Origin of the sequence: Burkholderia thailandensis E264, assembly GCF_000012365.1 — a bacterium.
Classification (GTDB): domain Bacteria; phylum Pseudomonadota; class Gammaproteobacteria; order Burkholderiales; family Burkholderiaceae; genus Burkholderia; species Burkholderia thailandensis.
The window spans coordinates 369,214-388,479 of record NC_007650.1 but is presented as its reverse complement, the minus strand read 5'-3'; the positions used below and the strand labels follow the sequence as shown (position 1 = coordinate 388,479).

The following is a 19,266-nucleotide window of genomic DNA, read 5'->3' as shown; positions in this document are numbered from 1 at the left end:
CCTCGCATCGCACAATGAATTCGCGCCGTCGATCGGCCATCCGCAACGGGCGTCGCCTCGCTCGTCGGATCGATCGGCGCGCACCCTACTCAACACGCGAACGAGGGCACAATGAGTGACTTTTTCAATGCAGTGAAATCGGCATTTCCGAAAATCGTCGTTTCGAAACCCGGCGACGCCGACTTTGCGGCGCTGCGCGCCTCCTGGAACGTCATGACGCAGTTCGCGCCCGCCTGCGTCGTTCAGCCGAACGACGCGCTGCAAGTGTCCGAGATCGTGAAGCTCGCCAATGCGCATGGCATCCGCAAAATCAACGCCAGAAGCGGCGGCCATTCGTTCGAGGGCAGCAGCCTGGGCGGCGTCGAGGGCGGCGGGCTCGTCGTCGATCTCGTCAACATGCGGGCGGTCCACATCGATCCGGCGAAGAACGAAGCGATCGTGGAAACGGGCGCGCTGCTCGGTCACGTCGCGCAACAGGCCTGGAATCACGGACGCAAGATGCTGCCGACCGGCATCTGCGTGAGCGTCGGCGTGGGAGGGCAGGCGAGCTGCGGCGGCTACGGCATGTTCGCGAAGGCCTATGGCAGCATGACCGACCGGATCGTCGAGGCGCAAGTGGTGCTCGCGGACGGGACCCTCGTCGTCGCGAACGAATCGCAGCACAGCGATCTGCTGTGGGCGCTCAAGGGATCGGGAACGGGATCGTTCGGCATCGTCACCCACTACCGCTTCCGGTTGAGCGACGCACCGGAGCACGCGGCGAAATTCACTTTCGACTATGCGCTCGACAGGATCGATTTTCCCGCCGTGTTCAAGCGCATGCAGGACTTCAGCCTGCGCTCGGAAAAGAACGTCACGACGATGATCGTCGGCTGGCAGGGATTTCTGGAAATCACCGGAACGATCGTCGCGCCGAGCCGCGACGCGCTCGGCGAGCTGATCCGCGAGATCGAGGCCGAGTTCGGCGATTCCGACAAGACCGAGCTCCTGAAGATCGACTATATCGATATCGTCAGGAATATCGGCCTGACCCAGACTTCCGCACCGTGGTACGACGACCTGGCGAACATCCGGCGCGAGCAGGACGAGCATCTGAGATTCATGAAGATCAAGGCGGGCTTCATGAAAGAAGGGCTTTCCGACGAGGCGATCCGACAGCTCGCCGGCATCGCCGCGCGGCAGAACCCAAGCGGCACGCGCTTTCAGATTCTGAGCCTCGATCCCGAGTACGCCGCGGCCGACGCCGAGCGCGCGTCGATCAAGGCGCGCGGCTGCCCGTTGCTGATGGGCATGTCGGTGTGGATCGAGAGCGACGGAACAAGCCTGCAGGCCGCATCCGTCGCGGCCAAACAGGGCGTCAATCGCCTGAACTGGCTCAACGAATGCTACGAGCTGTTCTATCCGTACACCGTCGGCGGCTATATCGGCGACGACGACCTGGACGAGTGGGCGCACGGCCGCGATCTGTTCGACAGCTACTATGGCAAGCATCTGGATCGTCTCATCTCGATCAAGAACCGATACGATCCGCGGAACGTGTTCCGGCATGACCTCAGCATCCCGCTCGAGAAGCCGCGCGCGAAGTGAGGCGGCTCGGGTGCGGCCGGCCGCCCGAGCACCGCGGGCGCGGTTCGGGCGCGGCGCGCGGCTTATCGGCTCGGCGGCGCCTCGCCGCTCCATACGCCCATCACGTCTCGCACGAGCGCCGCGATGGACGTTGCGCCGAGCTTCTCCTTGATGCTCGCCCGATGCACGTCGACCGTCTTCACGCTGATCGACAGATCGGAGGCAATCTGCTTGCTGCCCTTGCCGTCGACGACGCCGCGCAGCACTTCCTTCTCGCGCGCCGTCAGCGCATCGATGCGCCGGCGCAACTCGCGCCGGCGACAGTCCGCCGCATGGCGCTGCATCGCGAGTTTCATCGCACGCTGCACGCGCTCGAGCATTTGCTGTGAGTTGTACGGCTTCTCGACGAAATCGATCGCGCCGTTCTGCAGCGCGCGCACCGACATCGGAATGTCGCCGTGGCCGCTCACGAAGATGATCGGCAGCGTCGCGCCGCGCGCATTGAGTTCGGCTTGCACGTCGAAGCCGCTGCTTTCCGGCATGCGCACGTCGAGCACGAGGCACGCGGGAACATCGGGATCGAAATGCGCGAGAAAATCGGCGGCGCTCGCGAAGCCCAGCGACTTCGCGCCGACCGATTCGAGCAGCCACGACAACGACGTACGCATCCCGCTGTCGTCGTCGACGATATATACGACCGGAGCGGGTGCCGTCATGCCTGCCTCTGTGCGCGTAAAAAGGAACGGGTATCGAACGTGCGCTGCGCGCCGTCTTCCCGGTGTTGCGAATGCCGCGTGCGCTTCATGACGAGCGTCAAGCTTCCCGTCGAAGCACATCATAACCAGCGCAATTCTTGATGAAAACCCCTTGCGCCACCGACATCGCCATGCTCGCCGAGTCTACCCGTGCGACTAGGTGAAATCTTTAGCTCGCGTGGCGACAACGCGTGCTCGCGTGTCAATCGCGCGAATTTTCTTCGGGCGCCGCGTGCCTTACGCTTCATTCATCCGGCCGGAAAACGATCGCGGCGATGTCCGCGCCTCGACGCTTCGCCAGACGGGCGCTTCGTTCAACCTTCTCAGGAGACACCATGCCAGACCGTTCGAGCGCGCCGGCCGCGCGCGCCGCCCTCGACGCCGACGACGCGCGCCGGCAGTTCCGCCAGGCGATGGCGCATCTCGGCGCGGCGGTCAATGTCGTGACGACCGCGGGGCCGCATGGACGCTGCGGCATCACCGCGAGCGCCGTGTGCTCGGTGACGGATGCGCCGCCGACGCTCCTCGTCTGCGTCAACCGATCGAGCGCAATGCATGCGGCCTTCCTGCGCAACCGCAACGTATGCGTCAATGTGCTGCCGAGCGAGCACGAGTTGCTCGCGCGCCATTTCGCCGGCTTTACCGGCCTGCCGATGGATGCGCGCTTTAACCTGCCCCTGTGGGACGAAGGCGCGCATGGCGTGCCCGTGCTGCGCGACGCGCTCGCGAGCCTTCAGGGCACGATCGTCGAATCGAAGGAAGTCGGCTCGCATGCGGTGATGTTCGTCCAAGCGCACGCGATCCGAGTGCGCGGCGACGGCGACGGCCTCGTCTACTTCGGCCGCGCGTTCCATCGAATCGCGCGGCCGGCCGCCTGAGGCCGCGCGGCGGCGAACGCGCGCGGCTCAGTCACGCGCCGCGGCCAGCACCTGCGCGACGAGCGGATGATGCTGGCCGCGATGCGACCGGATCGCGTAGATCTCCTCGGTCACGCCGTCCGCGCGGCCGAGCCGCCGCAGCCCGCGCAGCAGCGCGAGATCGCCCGCGCCGGGCTCGCTCAACGGAAACACGCCAAGCCCGCGCGCGGCGAACACGGCCATCAGCGCGCTATCCTCGAACTCGCCGACGATCCGCGGCCGGATACCATGCGCGTCGAACCAGCGGTCGAGCCGCGCGCGCAGTGCCGCGTGCCCGGTCGGCAACAGCACCGGCAGCTTGGCCAGGCACTGCGGAAAGCGACCGCGCGCGGCTGATGCGATCGCCGTCGGCCCGTACCAGTCGACGGGCGACGCGACGATCCGCTCGCTCGCGAGCCGCAGGTTCGCGCGACGCGGCGCCGGCTCGCCCGCGAGCACGAGATCGAGCCGATGCAGCGCGAGCTCGCCGAGCAGTGCCTCGTACTCGCCGTCGTGGCACAGCAGCCGCAGCGACGGCGCCGCGAGCGCGGGCTCGAGCACCGCGTGCGCGGTGAGCTTCGAGATGCCGTCCGTCAGGCCGACCGCGAGCCGCACGCCCTCGCCGCGCGCCGCCTCGCGCACCTCGTCCTCGATCAGTTGACCGATCCGGAAGATCTCCTCGGCGCGCGCGAACGCGGCCTGCCCGGCGTCCGTCATCGTCACGCCGCGGCCCGCCGGCTTCAGCAACTGGTGCCCGATCGATCGCTCCAGCTCGCGCACCTGCGCGCTGATCGTCTGCACGGCCATGTCGAGCCGGCCGGCCGCGCGCGCGAAGCCGCCTTCCTTCACGACCACCCAGAAGTAGTACAAATGGCGAAAATTCAGCATCGCGCCCGTCGCTCCGCCGTCATCCAAACTTCGTAAAAACCGAATGATAATTCAGTTTCAAACTGGTTTTTCCGAAATCCGAAAACGCCGATCATCCCCCTTCGATACTTCACCCATCCGTCCCCCTCACCACGACCATGGACTACCTGCTGACCCTCGCCGCCGATCCCGCCGTCTGGGCCGCGCTCGTGACACTCGTCGCGATGGAAATCGTGCTCGGCATCGACAACCTGATCTTCATCTCGATCCTGAGCAACAAGCTGCCCGAAGCGCAGCGCGAGCGCGCGCGACGCCTCGGCATCGGGCTCGCGCTGATCTTTCGTCTCGCGCTGCTCGGCACGGTTGCGTGGATCGCGCGGCTCACCGCGCCGGTGTTCACGCTGTTCGATCACGCATTCTCTTGGCGCGATCTGATCCTGATCTCGGGCGGCCTGTTCCTCGTCTGGAAGGCGACGAAGGAGATGCATCATCACGTATCCCACGACGGCACGCGCGAGGGCGGCGCGGCGAACGGCGCCGGCCTGACGATGTGGGCGGCGGTGAGCCAGATCCTGATGCTCGACATCGTGTTCTCGATCGACAGCATCGTCACCGCGGTCGGCATGACGACGCACATCCCGATCATGTTCGTCGCGGTGATCGCGGCCGTCACCGCGATGCTGTTCGCGGCCGGCCCGCTGTCGCGCTTCATCGATCGCAATCCGACGATCGTGATGCTCGCGCTGAGCTTCCTGATGGTGATCGGCATGACGCTGATCGCGGAGGGCTTCGGCTCGCACGTGCCGAAGGGCTACATCTACGCGGCGATGGCGTTCTCCGCGTTCGTGGAAGGGATGAACATGCTCGCTCGGCGCGCGAGGAGCAAGCGTGCGAAGCAGATCGCCGCGCAGTGACGCGCCGCGACGCCAGGTGAACGGTTGCGCGGCCCGCCCCGAACGGGCCGCGCGCGGCGGTAACGAAGCGCGGCGCGTCCACGCGCCCTTGGAAGGAGTTGCACGATGAAATGCCCTGTTTGCGTGACGCCCGATCTGTTGATGACCGAACGGCAATCGATCGAGATCGACTACTGTCCGACGTGTCGTGGCGTGTGGCTCGACCGCAGCGAGCTCGACAAGCTCATCGCCCGCGCCGATGACGACGCGAACGAGCGACGGCGCGATGCGGCGCGCGAGGTCGGCCGCGACGCACCGCTCGCGCGTTACGATCACGGCGATCGCGACCGGCGGCGGCACGACGCGCACGGCTACGACGAGCACGACCGATCGCGGCACGGCGGATACCGGAAGAAAAAATCGTTGTTCGACATGTTCGATTTCGATTGACACGCGCGTCGGCACTCGTTCATCCGATCGCCGGATCGTCCGGTGCGGGCGACGCGGCAATGCGCTTCGCGCGTTGCCCGCCGATCGTCGAAACAGGACGCTCGCCGTGCGATCCGATCGCCGGCGCACCGCATGCGCGCGACAACGGCGCTTCGCGCCGACAATTGCGCGCGGTATCTATATACTGCGCGCCCACCGCAGGAGAAACCATGAGCGCAACGCGATCCCTCCGATGCCTGTGCGGCGCCGTCGGCGTGAAGCTGACCGGCGAGCCGGCTGCGAGAGCCCATTGTCACTGCATGGCTTGCCGCGATTTCTACGGCGCGCCGATGCTGTCGGCAACCGCATGGCCCGCCGGGCAGGTGATCGTCGCCGAAGGCGACGTCGCCTCGTTCGCGCACCCGACTCGGCGGTTGTCCCGCGCGTTCTGCGCGACGTGCGGCGAGACCGTGTTCGGCACGAACCGGCTCGGGATGCGCGTCGTGCCGAATGCGATCGTCGCGCGCGCCGCGGGCGGCGAACTGCCCGCCGGCCTGCGGCCGACGATGCATCTGTTCTATCGGCACCGGATCGTCGACGTGCGCGACGATCTGCCGAAATATCTCGACGGCTGGGACGGGCCGACCGACGACGCTTGACGGGCGCCCAGGCGCCGGCTCGCGGCGCGACGCGGCGACCATCGCGCCACGAGCCGGCAGGCCGCCGCTCCGGCAATCCGGCAATCCGGCAATCCGGCAATCCGGCAATCCGGCAATCCGGCCGTTCGCGCACGAACCTCCGCTAACCGCCCCCGTCGTCCGAAGCCGCCACCGCGGACGGCCGCCCGATCTTCGGGTTCCACCGCGTGTCCCGCTACGCCATGCGCGACGGGCGACGTGCGATCGATCCTGCGCCGATGCCCGACCGGCGCGCACCACACCCTATCTCGCGATCTAAAGCGGACAGTCGGTAAACAAATCGAGCACCTGCGTGAAGAACGCCCTCGCCTGCGCGTCGTCGCGCAAATCGAGCCCCGCCGAATCGCCGCCATAAACGCCGCTCGATTGCGCGCGCGCATGCGTGTGACGTCGCGCGTAGTCAACCGCCGCGCCGAGATCCTGCCGGAACCGCTTGGCGACGCCCGGCTGCGTCTGCGGCCCCGTCACGCACATGTGCAGCGCGTCTGGATGCTGAAGCCCGTTGAAGCGCCAGCCTTGTCGACGCATGAAATCGTTCACGTGATAGATGTCGAACGCGTCCGACGCGAACGCGAAGCAGAACGTCGGCTTGCCGAGCACGCGCAGTTCCGGAATCGCGCGAACCGCGGCCTGCATGTCGAACGCCGTATCGAAAATCGCCCTTGCGCGTGCACGGTAGCCTTCGCGCCCGAGGCCGCGCAGCGCCGCCCACGTCGCGGCGATCAGGCCGCCCGAGCGGCTGCCGGCCAGGCCAGGTGAGCCGTAGACGCCGCCCACCCAATCGGTCATCAAAAAATACTGATAGCGCCGAAAGCTCGCGTCGCGCCACGCGAGCACCGAGCCGCCCTTCGGGCCGTAGCCGAACTTGTGCGTATCCGCCGAGATCGACGTGACGCCAGGCAGGCGAAAATCGAATGCCGGAATGTTCGGATAACCCAGCTCCTCGCCCCACGGCAGCATCCAGCCGCCCAGACAGCCGTCCACGTGCAGCCACACCTCCTTTTCGACCGCGATCTCCGACAGCGCCTCGATCGGATCGACGGTGCCGTACGGGTAATTGCACGCCGAGCCCACGAGCATCACCGTATTCGCGTCGATCGCATCGCGCACGAAATCGGCGTCGACCTGCATCGTGTCCGGATCGACCGGCGCGACGGTCACATCGAAGCCGAACAGATGCGCGGCCTTGCGAAACGCGGGATGCGCGGACGCCGGCCAGATCATCCGCGGCCGATCGATGCCGCGCTCGGCGCGCGCTTTCTCGCGATACGCGAGTGTCGCATTCAGAATGCTCTCGGTGCCGCCGAGGCTCAGCACGCCGCATGCGCGATGCGCGCCGCCGTGCCCGGCCACGGCTTCGCCGTGCAGCATGGCCACCGTCATGCCGACGATCTCGCTTTCCATCCGGCTCATGCTCGGACACAGGTCGCGCTGCAGCGCGTTCACGTGGCTGAAAAGCCCGTACGCTTCGTTAAGGAACGCATAATGTTCGTGGTCACCGCAATACATCGTGCCCGAGCAGCGGCCGCTCTCCCACTTGCGATCTTCTCGCACGGCCATCGACCGAAGCTCGTCGAGCAAGCGCTCGCGCGACAACCCATGTTCCGGAAATCCGTGCATCGCGCCGAATTCCGTTGCATACGGATAGAGCCGCTTGATGCCTTCTTCGAGATCCATGAGACCCTCCTGTTCGAGGCGGGCATCGGCGGGCGGACACGCGCCGATGTCCACGGCGCGTCCGATGGTCCGGCCTCGCCGATCGATTTAAGGCTGCCTAATTAACACATTAAAAATTCCCTGGACGTTCCTTTTGTCCACACTATGATTAGAACGACATCCTAATAAAAAACAGGAACATCCCATGAAGAAATACGCATTGGCGCTCTTGTTGATGCTGTTTTCGTCGATGTCCGCAATGGCGGGGGCGATCATTCCATCGGGCGGCACGCTGGTGGCGGGACAATACGTGATATCGAACAATGGCAATTTCGCATTCGGCATCGACGCGGCAACCGGCAAGCTCTATTTCCACTACAAGTTCCCGACGCAGGCGTGGGGCGCAAGTTCGATGTCGCAAATCTACGGAACGAAGCCCGAGGGCGCGCTCTACGTCGGCAAAGGCGACCGGCTCGTGATGCAGACCGACGGCCGGCTCGTGTTCTACGCGGGCAACGACGTCGTCTGGAGCAACTGGTATTTCGGCCCCGCGCCGATTCCGGGCTCGTATGCCGTCGTCGAGGATTTCGGCGTCGTCGCGATCTATCCGCCGCAGGGCGGCTATCCTTCGTTCACCTGGCCGTTCGCATCGATCACGCCGAACAGCGGCGCGCTCACGACAGTCGCCGGCTATCCGTTCGGCCTGAACTTCCCGGTGCTCAACGGATACCAATCGCTGCAGGTCTTCAACAACGTCACCCATTACCTGTGGAACAAGAGCTTCGCGGCGGACAGCGTCGCGATGCAGCCCGACGGCAATCTCGTCGTGTACAACAAGGGAGGGCCGGTCTGGTCGACGGGAACGTCGGGCAATCCGGGCGCCTACATGCTGGTGACGCCTGTCGGCTTCGTGCTCGGCAAGCAGTACGGCGGCATCGTCGCGAACGTGCCGTATCCGGTGTCCGTTGACCAGTCGAGCCGCGCGAGCGGCCCGGACGATCCGAAGCCCGCCACGCCGCCGCCTCCTGCGCTGAACCTGCCGATCAACGCGAGCTGGAAGTGCTATTACGTCAGGGACTGGCTCGTGTGCTACGCGCCTGGTTGAGCGGCAGGCCGTTGCGCGTCCCGCGCCGCGCGGGCGCGCGGGCCACGGCCTCGCTGGCGCGAGCCTTCCGGCGAGCGCTGCGTACCGGCAACCGAAGGAGCATCGCGAACGGCCGCGAAGCGATTCCCGCCGGACGAACATGCACCGCGGCAGCCGCAGATCGACAGGGAAACGAACGTTCGCGCGTTCGTGCCGCCCCCGGTCTCGATGACACCGACGTCGGCTGCGCGTCGCGCCGCGAAGCGCAGACCAAAGCGCAATCCGAAGCGCTCGAAGACGATGCCGGCCGCCGCGCCGCGAATGCGATGCGCGACACGGCAGCCGCTGCATTGCCGGCTAAAGCGGGCAATCCGTGAACAGATCGATCACCTGCGTGAAGAACGCCCTCGCCCGCGCGTCGTCGCTCAGGTCGACGCCCGTCGCGTCGCTCGCATAGATGCCGCTGGTCTTCGGGCGTTCCCGCGCATGGCGTCGCGCATGCTCCACCGCCGCGCCGAGATCGCGCCGAAACTGGTCGGCGACGCCCGGCCGCGTCTGCGGCTCCGTCACGCACATCTGCAGCGCGTCGGGGTGCCGCAAGCCGTTGAGACGCCAACCGCGCTGCCGCATGAAATCGTTCACGTGATAGATGTCGAACGCGTCCGACGCGAACGCGAAGCAGAACGTCGGCTTGCCGAGCACGCGCAGTTCCGGAATCGCGCGAACCGCGGCCTGCATGTCGAACGCCGTATCGAAAATCGCCCTTGCGCGTGCGCGGTAGCCTTCGCGCCCGAGGCCGCGCAGCGCCGCCCACGTCGCGGCGATCAGGCCGCCCGAGCGGCTGCCGGCCAGGCCAGGTGAGCCATAGACGCCGCCCACCCAATCGGTCATCAAAAAATACTGATAGCGCCGAAAGCTCGCGTCGCGCCACGCGAGCACCGAGCCGCCCTTCGGGCCGTAGCCGAACTTGTGCGTATCCGCCGAGATCGACGTGACGCCAGGCAGGCGAAAATCGAATGCCGGAATGTTCGGATAACCCAGCTCCTCGCCCCACGGCAGCATCCAGCCGCCCAGACAGCCGTCCACGTGCAGCCACACCTCCTTTTCGACCGCGATCTCCGACAGCGCCTCGATCGGATCGACCGTGCCGTACGGGTAATTGCACGCCGAGCCCACGAGCATCACCGTATCCGCGTCGATCGCATCGCGCACGAAATCGGCGTCGACCTGCATCGTGTCCGGATCGACCGGCGCGACGGTCACGTCGAAGCCGAACAGATGCGCGGCCTTGCGGAACACGGGATGCGCGGACGCCGGCCAGATCATCCGCGGCCGATCGATGCCGCGCTCGGCCCGCGCCTTCTCGCGATACGCGAGCGTCGCGCCAAGGATGCTCTCGGTGCCGCCGAGGGTAATCATTCCGCACGCGCGCTGCCCGGGATGATGCGCGGCCACGGCTTCGCCGTGCAGCATCGCCACCGTCATGCCGACGATCTCGCTTTCCATCCGGTTCATGCTCGGGCACATGTCGCGCCGCAATGCGTTCACGTGACTGAAGATCGAATACGCTTCGTTCAGCCACGCGTGATGGTCGCGATCGCCGGAATACATCGCACCCGAGCAACGCCCGCTTTCCCAGTTGCGGTCCTCGCGCTCCGCCATCGAGCGCAATTGCGCGAGCAGTGCGTCGCGCGGCATCCCGTGTTCCGGAAAACCTCGCGTCACGCCGAATTCCTCCGCATACGGATACAGCCGCCTGATGCCTTCCTCCAGATCCATGACGTTCTCTCCTTCGTCGTGCCGATGTCGATCGGCGCGCCTGTGTGGGTTCGAATGTTGCCGGGTGCGGTTGCATGGGATCGACGACGCGGGCGACACGCATCGCCGAAGCCGGAAAAATATATCAGACGATTATCCGATCGACGTTCATCGATATTGTTTTTTTTTCGATACGAAATCGATGGATTGAAGAATGCGCCGCATCGTTGCGCGAACGCTCGATCGTTCTCGTCGGTTTCGACACCATGCGGCAACGGCCGCCGTGACGGCGAGGCGGCGTCGCGTGCGCCGCGCGCGCGCCCAAGACCCGGCGTTCGCGAGCCGCGCGCGCCGTTCAGAAGAGAGATCGCCCCGCAACCGGCGATGCCCGCGGTTCACGCAGATTGCGCTGCAATGCCCTGAAAATCGGCCGGTTGCGCGTGAACGCCTCGACGAATTGCGCCGACATCTCCGCATAGACGTCCGCATTCGCGCGATTCGGCTCGCAAACGCCGCGTATCCGCACGCGCGACGCGAAGTCGTCGAAGCCGAGCAAACCGAGCCGCTGGAACGCAAGCAGCGCGACGCCGACGCACGTCGTGTACTGCGGCTGCTCGATGCGGTGAACAGGCGCGCCCAGCACGTCCGCGACGATCTGCGACCACGCATCCGATTCCGCGCCGCCGCCGTAGAGCGCGAAGTGCGAGAAGCGCCGCTTCACGAATGCCTCGACGGGGCCGCGCAACCAGCGCAGGTTCATCGCGACGCCTTCGAGCACCGCGCGCGCGAGATGGCTGCGCGTCGCGTCAAGTCCGAGATTGACGAAGCCGCCGCGCATCGACGCATCCGCACGCGGCGCGAGCGATCCCGCCAGCCACGGCATGAACATCACCCCGCCGCTGCCGGGCGGCGTCGCGTCGATCGCCTTCTGCAGGCGTGCGAAGCAATCGTCGCGCGGCAGCGCGCCGAACGGGTCGTCCGCATAGACCTGCTGCTCGATGAAGTGCTTCAACGCCGCGCCGCCGACGCCGTTCTCCGCCATCACGAAATACGTGTCCGGCACCGGGCTCGGCATGCTGAGGATCGCATGGCGGATGTCGGTGCGCTTGAATCGCACGTGAGCGATCATCACGCTCGAGCTGCCGATCGACAGCGCCGCATGATCGCCCGCGAACGCATGCGCGCCGATGCCCCCCGCCTGCGTGTCGTTCAGCCCCGCGACCACCGGCGTGTCGCGCGACAGGCCAAGCTCGTCGGCGACGTCGGGCAACACGCGGCCGACGATCGCATCGACGGGCAGCAGCTCGGGCAGTTTGTCCGGGTCGATGCGCGAATAGCGAACCAGCCGCGGATCGTAGCGCGTCGCGTTCAGGTGGCGGTTGTCGACCGCGAGCGACATGAACGCCGTGCATTGATTCGCGCACATGCGTCCGGTGAAGCGCAGGTTCAGATAGTCCATCGGCTCGAGAAACGCCGCGGTGCGTGCGTAGACGTCGGGCTTCGCGTACTTCAGATAACGCATGTGCGTGAGCGAAATGCCGCCTTCGACGGGCGGCAGCCCATGCACGCGCAGCCAGCGCCACTGCCGCAGCAGCGAATCGGCCGGCGCCGGACAACCCGCGATGTCGCGCACCGCGCGCGGCGCGCCGCGCCGGTCGAGCCAGAGCATCATGTTCGCGACGGGCGCGCCGTCGGCGCCGACGGGCACGATCGACGAATACTGGCTGCTGCACGCAACCGCGAGCACGCCGCGCGGCGCGACGCCCGCCGCATGCAGCGCGACGCCGCATGCATGCCTGACCGCGCGCCAGACATCGAGCGGGTCCTGCTCGACGCCGCCGCCCGGCACGCGCAGCATCGCAACCGCATCGCGCGCCGCCGCGACGACGCGCCCGTCGAGCGAAACGACGGCGGCCTTCGGGCCGCTCGTGCCGAGATCGATCGCCAGCACGCAGGGTCCGGGTTCGGCCATCGCGCCTCCTTTCGTCGGGACGTTGCGAGACATGTTTGAAGCATAGTCGAGAGAGCGCCGCGAAAGGGTTCGGCGGCGGCGCTCGGGATGCCCGCGATGGGAAGAACGCACGCGAGAACGAGGCAATGATGTCGACTGGTCAACAGGACATCGGCAAGTGCCGGGCAACGCCGGCATTCGGCGGTACGCGAGCGATGACTCAACGGAGACGATTGTCCGGCTCGCGAGCGTGGCGCATCTGAGTTTTCTTGTGATCTCGAAACGCCTTTTTCCGGCAATCGCCCTCTGCCGTGCTCGCCGTCTCCGCACCGGCGGATCGGCGATCAGATCGCAAATCGCTCGACGACCGTCGCGTGTTCGTGGCTGCCCCCGACGCTCGATCGATAGACATGCACGAACGTGAGGCAGTCTCCGATTCGATAGGCGGTCGAATGGATTTCGGCGGAATCGAACAGAAACAGCGGCCGGTCGATCTCGATCTCGATGCCGCCGAGGGGAGCGGCCAGCCCGGCCTGCAACTCACTGCGTTGCGCGGGCGCTGCCTCGAGGATCATCGCCTCGCGGGCGCTCGCGGCATTCGCGACGACTTCTATGTATGACCACTGGTCCGCCGCTTCGGAATCGTGCCGGCAGATCCGGATCGCGCGCGTCGCCGTGGCGATCGCCGATGCCGCCGACAACGCACCCAGTGTCTTGCGCAGCGGCCGCTCCACTGCGTCATTCGAGATCTCGTCGGGGAGGAACATGTCCAGCACCGCCCCCTCGACGCGAGCCGGCATCGCGCCCAGGTCGCTGCCGCGCTCGATCGCGAGCGGCCGCATCGCGCACTGCAGATGCGCGAAGCGCTCGTCGCCGTTCATGAACTGGACGTCGCCAAGCAGCAAGTGACGCTTCTGGCGCACCGATATCGTGCAATGCACCAGGAACTCGTCGGCCGAGAAGAAACTGAAGGGCCGTTCGTAACGGATGCTCTGCCGCACGACGACAACGCCGAATCCGAATTCCCGGATCAGTTTCGGAAAAGGACGAAGGTGATCCTTCAGCCACTGCGCCCAAACTCTCATCGTGCACGCCAGCACGCTTCGCGGCAGCAACTGGCGGGAATCGAAGAGACTCGTATCGTTGAGAACCTGCAGGGTGGAATAGCGCGCCATTTTTCATCCCGTCGTCCGGCCCGCCGCGCGGGCGACCGCAAGCAAGCCCATGTTGACCTCCAGCACGTCCTGCGAACCGGCGCCGGAGATCAATCCGCAGAAATCGCGAAGATACCGCTCGAACTGGTTCGCATGCGCGTAGCCGCGCGCGCCGGTGAGCCGAATGGAGTCGAGCGCGACGGCAATCGCATGCTCGGTGATCTCGTGCTTGGCCGCCGACACGATCTCCTCGAGATGATTGTTCGTCGCGTTCTGGTCCAGCCAGTCCAGCGCGGGATCGACGAGCGCCTTCGAAATGTGGACCTTCATCTGCATCCGGCCGAGCCGGGCCTGAATCAGTTGCATGCTCGTCAGCGGCGCGCCGTGCCGGACCGTCTCCGACAACATCTTCACGCACTCGTCCACGATACGCTGCATGCGCCCGATTGGCGCGCAACACAGAATGCCGCGGCGCGGATTCAGAAAATTCTGCACGTGGTCCAGGCCGTTCTCCGCGAGCAGCAACTGCTCCTTCGGCACGCGCACGGAATCGAAGCGAACTGCGGCGAGGCCGCTCGCGCGCAGGCCCATCGTCTCGATCGGCTGCACGTGCACGCCCGGCGCATCCCGGTCGATCATCGCGACCGCCATGTCGTCGGTGGCCTCGTTCATCACATACGTCATGTAGCTGTCGGCCATCGCACCGGCCGTCACCATGACCTTGGCGCCGTTCACCACGTAGTCGCCGCGATGCGCGCGCAGCGTGCTCTTCATGCTGAACGCATCCGCCTCTTCCGTGTAGGCGAACGCGACGAGCCGCTCTCCGGTGCACACGGGCGCGACATAGCGCTCGATCAGCACGGCGTTGCCGCTCGCGGCGAGCATGTTGGCCACGGACTGAAACAGGCTGACGTTCAGCGCGAACGAAGCGTCGTCGCACAGATAACCCACGCGCTCGAGCGCGTGCCCCCAACCCAGCAGCGACATGCCGAGGCCGCCGACGCGACGCGGCAGCGACGCTCCGAGCAATCCGCAGCGGGCCGCCTCGGTCATCACCTCGCGCCGGAGCGTCGCGCCGGCCCGGTCCAGTTGCGCGGCCTCGTGCGACACCTTGTCGAGCAGATCGCCTGCGAACCGGTCGACCCAGCGGCTCGTCGCGTCGCGCGTCGCGTCCTCGGGCGGCGGCAGCTCGAAGAGCCCGTCCGCGTGCCGCAACACAGGCCCACCCGGCGCGATCACGTCCAATTGAGGAGCGAGCATGCGCGTCAACCTCCCGCGATCGCGGTCAGAATCTCCAGCCTGTCTTCCTGCTTCACGCATTGGCCGACTTGTTCGGGCGAAATCTGATGGCCGTTCAGAAACATGCGATGCACCTTGCGCGGATGACCGGCCGAATCCAGCAGCACGTTGCCCATCGCGGGGAATCGTCCCACCAGCAACTGGATGGCCTCCTGAACCGTTTCCGCGGCCAGCGAGTGCTCGCGCTGATATTGCGCGTATTTCTGCAGCACACCTGACAAGACGATATTCATGGCGAGTCCTCCGGATGGGGTCATGCTCGAACGACGGCGAAGCGATGCAAAACGGCGCCGATGTGCTTGCTCATCCGCCTGCGACCGTTCTCGCCGGCGCCAGGCGTCGGAACACCGCCTCGGCGAAATGGTCGGAATCGCGCTTCAGCGGATGAAAATGCGGCGACAGGTATGCCCGAGCGTACGCAAGCATGAACTGTGCGAAGCGCTCGTCGACAAACATGAAGCGAAACCACTGGACATACGTGGATGGCCGCAACAGATCCGAAGACTGGGCGGCGAACCAGAAAGTGGTCGCGAACAGCACTCCGCTGTAGAGCGCGAACGCGAAGGCGCCGACGGTGATCCGGGTGACGTAGCCCACGCCGGCCGCGTCCGCGACGTCGTGAATCACGGCGCGATGTTCGATTTCCTCGGCGAAATGCCAGCTCAGCAGCAGCCCGAGTTCGCGGTTCGCCCGCGCGAAGTAATCCGGCCGGCGCAGGCACATCTCGCCCATCAGCGTATTGATATGCTCGAGCGCCGCGATCAGCGCGATGCGCAGCTTCCGTCCGAGCAGCGGAAACAGGAACCGGAATACGAGAAAGTTCTCGACCTTGTGAAAGCCGCGGTACCGCAGGCCGACGCGATCCAGGTAATCGCAGGCCTTCCGGTGCTGGACGCCGTGCGCGGCTTCCTGCCCCAGCCATGATTTGAGCTGGCGCCGCAGATGCTCGTCGCGTATCGCGGGAAGGTAATCGCGCGCGATGGCGACGAACTCGAACTCGTCGCACAGCAGCATCGTGTACGCGTTGAACAGCGCCGTGCGGAACCGATCGCCGCCGAACCACAGGCGGCCTTCGACGTCGTCGAAACGCGGTCGAACCCGGCGAACCGGAATGACTCTGTCAGGTTGTGGGCGCATGGCGATTTTCGGGCGGCCGCCGCGGCGACCGTCTCCCTCACTCGGAAGGTTGCAGGATGTAGTAGTCCTTCATGACCTCGTGACTCCAGGCTGGCTGGCTGACCCTTCCGATCGGCCCGAACTCCTCCAGGTACGGCTTGATGTCCAGCACGGGGGTGCCGTCGACGGCATCGAGCCCCCTCACGCGCAAGGTTCGGCCTTCGACCGACAGCAACTGGCAGCGGGACACGCCGATCAGGTTCGGACGCCCTTTCGAGCGTTGCGCGAGAATCCCGACCTTCGGCCAATCGGCGCGCCCGCGCGGATGCCGCGCGCCCCGCTCGATCTCTTGCGAAGGCACCTGATTCAAGTGGTAGATCACCTCGATGTGACTGAACGTATCGAGCCCCATCAGCGCGTCGTCCGACAGCGCCGGCGAATCGATCGTGATCGTCGATTCGATCGCTCCCCAGTGATCGTCGATCAACTCGACACGCGGCGACGCCACCTTGCCGATCGGAACCATGGTGATTTGACTAGCCGACACTGAATACCTCCTCGTCTTCAACGCGGATGACTTGAACAAACACGGTGGAGAAACCGCATCCGAGCGCGGCGGCCAAGGTCGACCGCACCGCGGCCACGATGCCCTGCACCCGCGCGGCGGAATGACTGCGACGGCAGAAGATCCTGACAACCGGCCCGCCCCTCGGCTCTCGGTACCAGTCCGCACGCCAGGCCAACGCGGGATCGACCGGATGCCAGAACGCCCAGACTTTGTCGAGCGGGATATCGGTTGCCGCGCACACGGCTTCGCAGATCTGCTGCAGAAGCGATGACACGCCGTCTCCGGTGTGTCGGTGCAGGATGTGAATGACAGGCATGGTCGGCTCGGGAATCGTCTTATCGAGCTTGTGCTTCGATGAAGCAGGTCCGCACGGGCACCGTGTAGCCCCGGTCGTCGCGGCGCACGCCGATCGCGTCGAGCGTCGCCCGCGGCGTTGCGTCAAGCAGCGCGACCATCGCCGCGTACGCGGCGTCGCCGGAGTTGGCGATATCGCACCAGCGCGCGAGACCGACCCCGCCCGGGCGCTCGGTGAGGTCGCGCTCCAGCGTCGCGATGCGCAGCCCCGCGTTCTCGAGCAGTTCGCGCCAGCGCGCAACGGTATAGCTGCGCACGTGAGTCGGATCGTGAAGCACCTCCAACTGGTGGTTCACGCCGTCGCATTCGGGATCGTCGTCGCCTTGCAGATCAATGATGACGACGCTGCCGCCGGGCCGGAGAATGCGACGGAATTCGGCGAGTGCGCGGGCAATGTCGTGGAAGTGGTGCGCGGCCAACCGGCAAACCACGAAGTCGAAGCCCTGATCGGGCAGCGGCATCGATTCGGCATACGCCTCGACCGCGCGAACCGGCGCCCCTCTGGCCCGCCCCAGCGCGACGAAGTTGCGCAGCATGTTGGGCGACGGATCGACGCCGCACATCAATTTCGCGCGGCCCAGAAACGCGAACGCCGAATGGCCGGCGGCGCACGCGACGTCGCAGACGTCCAGGTCCGTCCGCCCGTCGCTGAGCGCACGCAGCATCGTGAGAGAAGGACTGCTCTCGTGAACCTCGCTGCGCGCATAGTTGTCAGCAATCGCATCGAATCTTGCGCTCGCGTGCGTAGACGACATGAGTGTAGCTCCCGTTTATCCGATCAAGACGGCTCGACAAGCCCTTCGCCGCGCGCCGCCGGCCGATGGAGTTTCGCTCCGGCGGAAACGCTGCCCGGCATGGCAAATCCGCCGCATCACTTCGAACACAGACTAAATTAAATCGCCGCCGCGCAGACAGTTCGTTTTGTCTCAGAAAGATGCCAATTTGTCTCACGCCGGCATTGCATGATCTTTGGACAAAACCGGCTTCGGCAATCCGCCCGAAAAGATGGCGATCGCAATCGATTCATTAAACCGCTTGCACGCGATCAATTTTTCATTTCACTTTCGACCCCGCTTCATCAGCGCGCCCGATTCCATGCCGTACCGTCTATCAGTGGTTCGCGAGATTATTTTCCTCGTCCGAGCGGCGCGTGCCGGCGCGGCGGCGCCGCATCACGTCGAGCCGCCCGCGATCGGAAATACGGCGTCGCCTTGATGCGTCGGCGCCGTCGTACGTACCGCACGTCGAATTCAATCAACGCGATTTCGCTCCAATTTCGCTGACGATCGGCGGATTGCCGAGTGAGACAAAACCGCATCTTTCTGAGACAAAACGAGCTAACACGTAACGACGACTTTACTTAGTCTATCCATCAGGAATAAATCGACGAAAGAAACCCCCAATAAATAGGGTTGATTCAACTCATAAAACCAATTAGGCGATTCAAAAAAACTCACGCCGCGGCTCGCGCACCGCACGGGGAATACATGTTCCCGCTCGGCACTCTGCGGGCCATGTTCGACGCAAGCAAATATTCCGGATCATTAAATATGCAGAGCCATCAACCCACTTTGGCGAGATCTCGCGATATCGCTCCCCACGCACAGGATCTCCCGCAGGCGCAGGCCGTCCTGCAAGCGGGAGACGCCGCTCCCGACTTCTCCCTGCCCGCCTCCCGGGCGGGCCGCCCGCTGGACTACGCGCTGAAGGACGCGCTGCACAAAGGCGCCGTGGTGGTCTATTTCTACCCATCCGCCTTCACGAGCGGATGTAACGCCCAGGCGCACGCGTTCGCCCGCGACATCGACCAGTTCGCCGCCGCGGGCGCCTCGGTCGTCGGCGTGTCCCTCGACAGCATCGAACGACTGCAAGCGTTCTCGGCCGATCCCCAGTACTGCGGCGGCAGGTTTCCTGTCGCCTCGGATGCGCAAGGCCGGGTGGCCCGCGCTTTCGGCCTGGCCGTCGAGCCCGCCCCGCACGGCAAAACCGACACGCGCGGCGAGCCCAACGACCATGACCGCGTGCCGCGCACGACTTTCGTCATCGCCCCGCACGGCAAGGTGGCCGCCACGATCGCGGGCGCGAGCGCGGTCGAGCATGTGGAGCAGGCGCTCGCGTGGGTTCGTCGCTTGTCGGCGGACAACACGAATGCGCGCTGAAGAAGCCGCCGAGCGACGCTCCCCGCCGTCGGTCCGGACCGTGCGGGGCGACGCCCCGTTCCA

General features: G+C 65.7%; 22 protein-coding genes. 10 read left to right on the top strand and 12 right to left on the bottom strand.

Annotated elements, in window-relative coordinates; translation table 11 throughout:
• Positions 1-213: 213 nt before the first annotated feature.
• The gene (locus tag BTH_RS01650; protein WP_223297090.1) at positions 214-1,587 is read left to right on the top strand and encodes an FAD-dependent oxidoreductase; all 1,374 of its coding nucleotides are present in this window, start codon (positions 214-216) and stop codon (positions 1,585-1,587) included.
• Between the two features lie 62 nt (positions 1,588-1,649).
• Here BTH_RS01650 and BTH_RS01645 read toward each other — a convergent pair whose 3' ends face one another.
• Entirely contained in the window at positions 1,650-2,282 is a 633-nt protein-coding gene (locus BTH_RS01645; protein WP_009895136.1) for a response regulator transcription factor, read from the bottom strand.
• 374 nt (positions 2,283-2,656) lie between these two features.
• On the opposite strand from BTH_RS01645, the gene hpaC reads away from it, so the two are divergent.
• Positions 2,657-3,199, top strand: coding sequence for a 4-hydroxyphenylacetate 3-monooxygenase, reductase component (gene hpaC, locus BTH_RS01640; RefSeq protein ID WP_009895135.1), 543 nt, complete (start codon positions 2,657-2,659; stop codon positions 3,197-3,199).
• Positions 3,200-3,226: 27 nt separating this feature from the next.
• Here the strand turns inward: hpaC and BTH_RS01635 are convergent, their stop codons facing one another.
• On the bottom strand, positions 3,227-4,105 hold the full coding sequence (locus BTH_RS01635) for a LysR family transcriptional regulator (RefSeq protein ID WP_038707679.1): 879 nt from the start codon (positions 4,103-4,105) through the stop codon (positions 3,227-3,229).
• A gap of 137 nt (positions 4,106-4,242) precedes the next feature.
• On the opposite strand from BTH_RS01635, the gene BTH_RS01630 reads away from it, so the two are divergent.
• The 3 genes from BTH_RS01630 to BTH_RS01620 all read left to right on the top strand — a co-directional run bounded on the left by BTH_RS01630 (position 4,243) and on the right by BTH_RS01620 (position 6,065).
• Complete coding sequence (locus tag BTH_RS01630) at positions 4,243-4,998, top strand: TerC family protein (RefSeq protein ID WP_009895133.1); 756 nt, start codon at positions 4,243-4,245, stop codon at positions 4,996-4,998.
• Between the two features lie 105 nt (positions 4,999-5,103).
• Entirely contained in the window at positions 5,104-5,427 is a 324-nt protein-coding gene (locus BTH_RS01625) for a zf-TFIIB domain-containing protein (RefSeq protein WP_011400870.1), read from the top strand.
• A gap of 209 nt (positions 5,428-5,636) precedes the next feature.
• Positions 5,637-6,065, top strand: a complete 429-nt coding sequence (locus BTH_RS01620) for a GFA family protein (protein ID WP_025370081.1) — start codon at positions 5,637-5,639, stop codon at positions 6,063-6,065.
• A 294-nt stretch (positions 6,066-6,359) separates the two neighbouring features.
• Here BTH_RS01620 and BTH_RS01615 read toward each other — a convergent pair whose 3' ends face one another.
• Positions 6,360-7,781 carry a pyridoxal phosphate-dependent decarboxylase family protein gene (locus tag BTH_RS01615; protein WP_009895129.1) on the bottom strand — a complete coding sequence of 474 codons (1,422 nt, stop codon included), beginning with the start codon at positions 7,779-7,781 and terminating at the stop codon, positions 6,360-6,362.
• 184 nt (positions 7,782-7,965) lie between these two features.
• On the opposite strand from BTH_RS01615, the gene BTH_RS01610 reads away from it, so the two are divergent.
• Both BTH_RS01610 and BTH_RS33085 read left to right on the top strand, forming a co-directional pair.
• Positions 7,966-8,865, top strand: coding sequence for a membrane protein (locus tag BTH_RS01610; RefSeq protein ID WP_009895128.1), 900 nt, complete (start codon positions 7,966-7,968; stop codon positions 8,863-8,865).
• Positions 8,862-9,221 (top strand): hypothetical protein, encoded by a 360-nt coding sequence (locus tag BTH_RS33085; RefSeq protein WP_127446351.1) that lies wholly within the window; start codon positions 8,862-8,864, stop codon positions 9,219-9,221. The genes BTH_RS01610 and BTH_RS33085 overlap by 4 nt, the downstream gene beginning before the upstream one ends.
• On the opposite strand, the gene BTH_RS01605 is transcribed toward BTH_RS33085, so the two are convergent.
• A complete protein-coding gene (locus BTH_RS01605) occupies positions 9,202-10,623 on the bottom strand; it encodes a pyridoxal phosphate-dependent decarboxylase family protein (RefSeq protein WP_009895127.1) in 1,422 nt (473 codons plus the stop codon). The genes BTH_RS33085 and BTH_RS01605 overlap by 20 nt on opposite strands.
• A 74-nt stretch (positions 10,624-10,697) precedes the next feature.
• On the opposite strand from BTH_RS01605, the gene BTH_RS34195 reads away from it, so the two are divergent.
• Positions 10,698-10,889, top strand: a complete 192-nt coding sequence (locus BTH_RS34195; protein ID WP_009895125.1) for a hypothetical protein — start codon at positions 10,698-10,700, stop codon at positions 10,887-10,889.
• 68 nt (positions 10,890-10,957) lie between these two features.
• On the opposite strand, the gene BTH_RS01595 is transcribed toward BTH_RS34195, so the two are convergent.
• The 8 genes from BTH_RS01595 to BTH_RS01560 all read right to left on the bottom strand — a co-directional run bounded on the left by BTH_RS01595 (position 10,958) and on the right by BTH_RS01560 (position 17,709).
• On the bottom strand, positions 10,958-12,607 hold the full coding sequence (locus BTH_RS01595; RefSeq protein ID WP_009895123.1) for a xylulokinase: 1,650 nt from the start codon (positions 12,605-12,607) through the stop codon (positions 10,958-10,960).
• A 290-nt stretch (positions 12,608-12,897) separates the two neighbouring features.
• Positions 12,898-13,728 carry a hypothetical protein gene (locus tag BTH_RS01590; protein WP_009895120.1) on the bottom strand — a complete coding sequence of 277 codons (831 nt, stop codon included), beginning with the start codon at positions 13,726-13,728 and terminating at the stop codon, positions 12,898-12,900.
• Between the two features lie 3 nt (positions 13,729-13,731).
• Positions 13,732-14,967, bottom strand: a complete 1,236-nt coding sequence (locus BTH_RS01585) for an acyl-CoA dehydrogenase family protein (RefSeq protein ID WP_011400866.1) — start codon at positions 14,965-14,967, stop codon at positions 13,732-13,734.
• 5 nt (positions 14,968-14,972) lie between these two features.
• The gene (locus BTH_RS01580) at positions 14,973-15,239 is read right to left on the bottom strand and encodes a MoaD/ThiS family protein (RefSeq protein WP_009915902.1); all 267 of its coding nucleotides are present in this window, start codon (positions 15,237-15,239) and stop codon (positions 14,973-14,975) included.
• A gap of 70 nt (positions 15,240-15,309) precedes the next feature.
• Positions 15,310-16,143: a metal-dependent hydrolase gene (locus BTH_RS01575; RefSeq protein ID WP_009895112.1), complete on the bottom strand. Its 834-nt coding sequence runs from the start codon at positions 16,141-16,143 to the stop codon at positions 15,310-15,312.
• 37 nt (positions 16,144-16,180) lie between these two features.
• Positions 16,181-16,669: an SAM-dependent methyltransferase gene (locus BTH_RS01570; RefSeq protein WP_223297089.1), complete on the bottom strand. Its 489-nt coding sequence runs from the start codon at positions 16,667-16,669 to the stop codon at positions 16,181-16,183.
• Entirely contained in the window at positions 16,659-17,006 is a 348-nt protein-coding gene (locus BTH_RS01565; protein WP_009895109.1) for a hypothetical protein, read from the bottom strand. Before BTH_RS01565 ends, BTH_RS01570 begins: the two co-directional genes overlap by 11 nt.
• A gap of 19 nt (positions 17,007-17,025) precedes the next feature.
• Positions 17,026-17,709 carry a class I SAM-dependent methyltransferase gene (locus BTH_RS01560; protein WP_009895107.1) on the bottom strand — a complete coding sequence of 228 codons (684 nt, stop codon included), beginning with the start codon at positions 17,707-17,709 and terminating at the stop codon, positions 17,026-17,028.
• 304 nt (positions 17,710-18,013) lie between these two features.
• Between BTH_RS01560 and BTH_RS01555 the strand changes: the two genes are divergently transcribed.
• The gene (locus BTH_RS01555; protein ID WP_009895105.1) at positions 18,014-18,259 is read left to right on the top strand and encodes a hypothetical protein; all 246 of its coding nucleotides are present in this window, start codon (positions 18,014-18,016) and stop codon (positions 18,257-18,259) included.
• Between the two features lie 335 nt (positions 18,260-18,594).
• Positions 18,595-19,203, top strand: coding sequence for a peroxiredoxin (locus BTH_RS01550; RefSeq protein WP_009895103.1), 609 nt, complete (start codon positions 18,595-18,597; stop codon positions 19,201-19,203).
• Positions 19,204-19,266 lie beyond the last annotated feature (63 nt).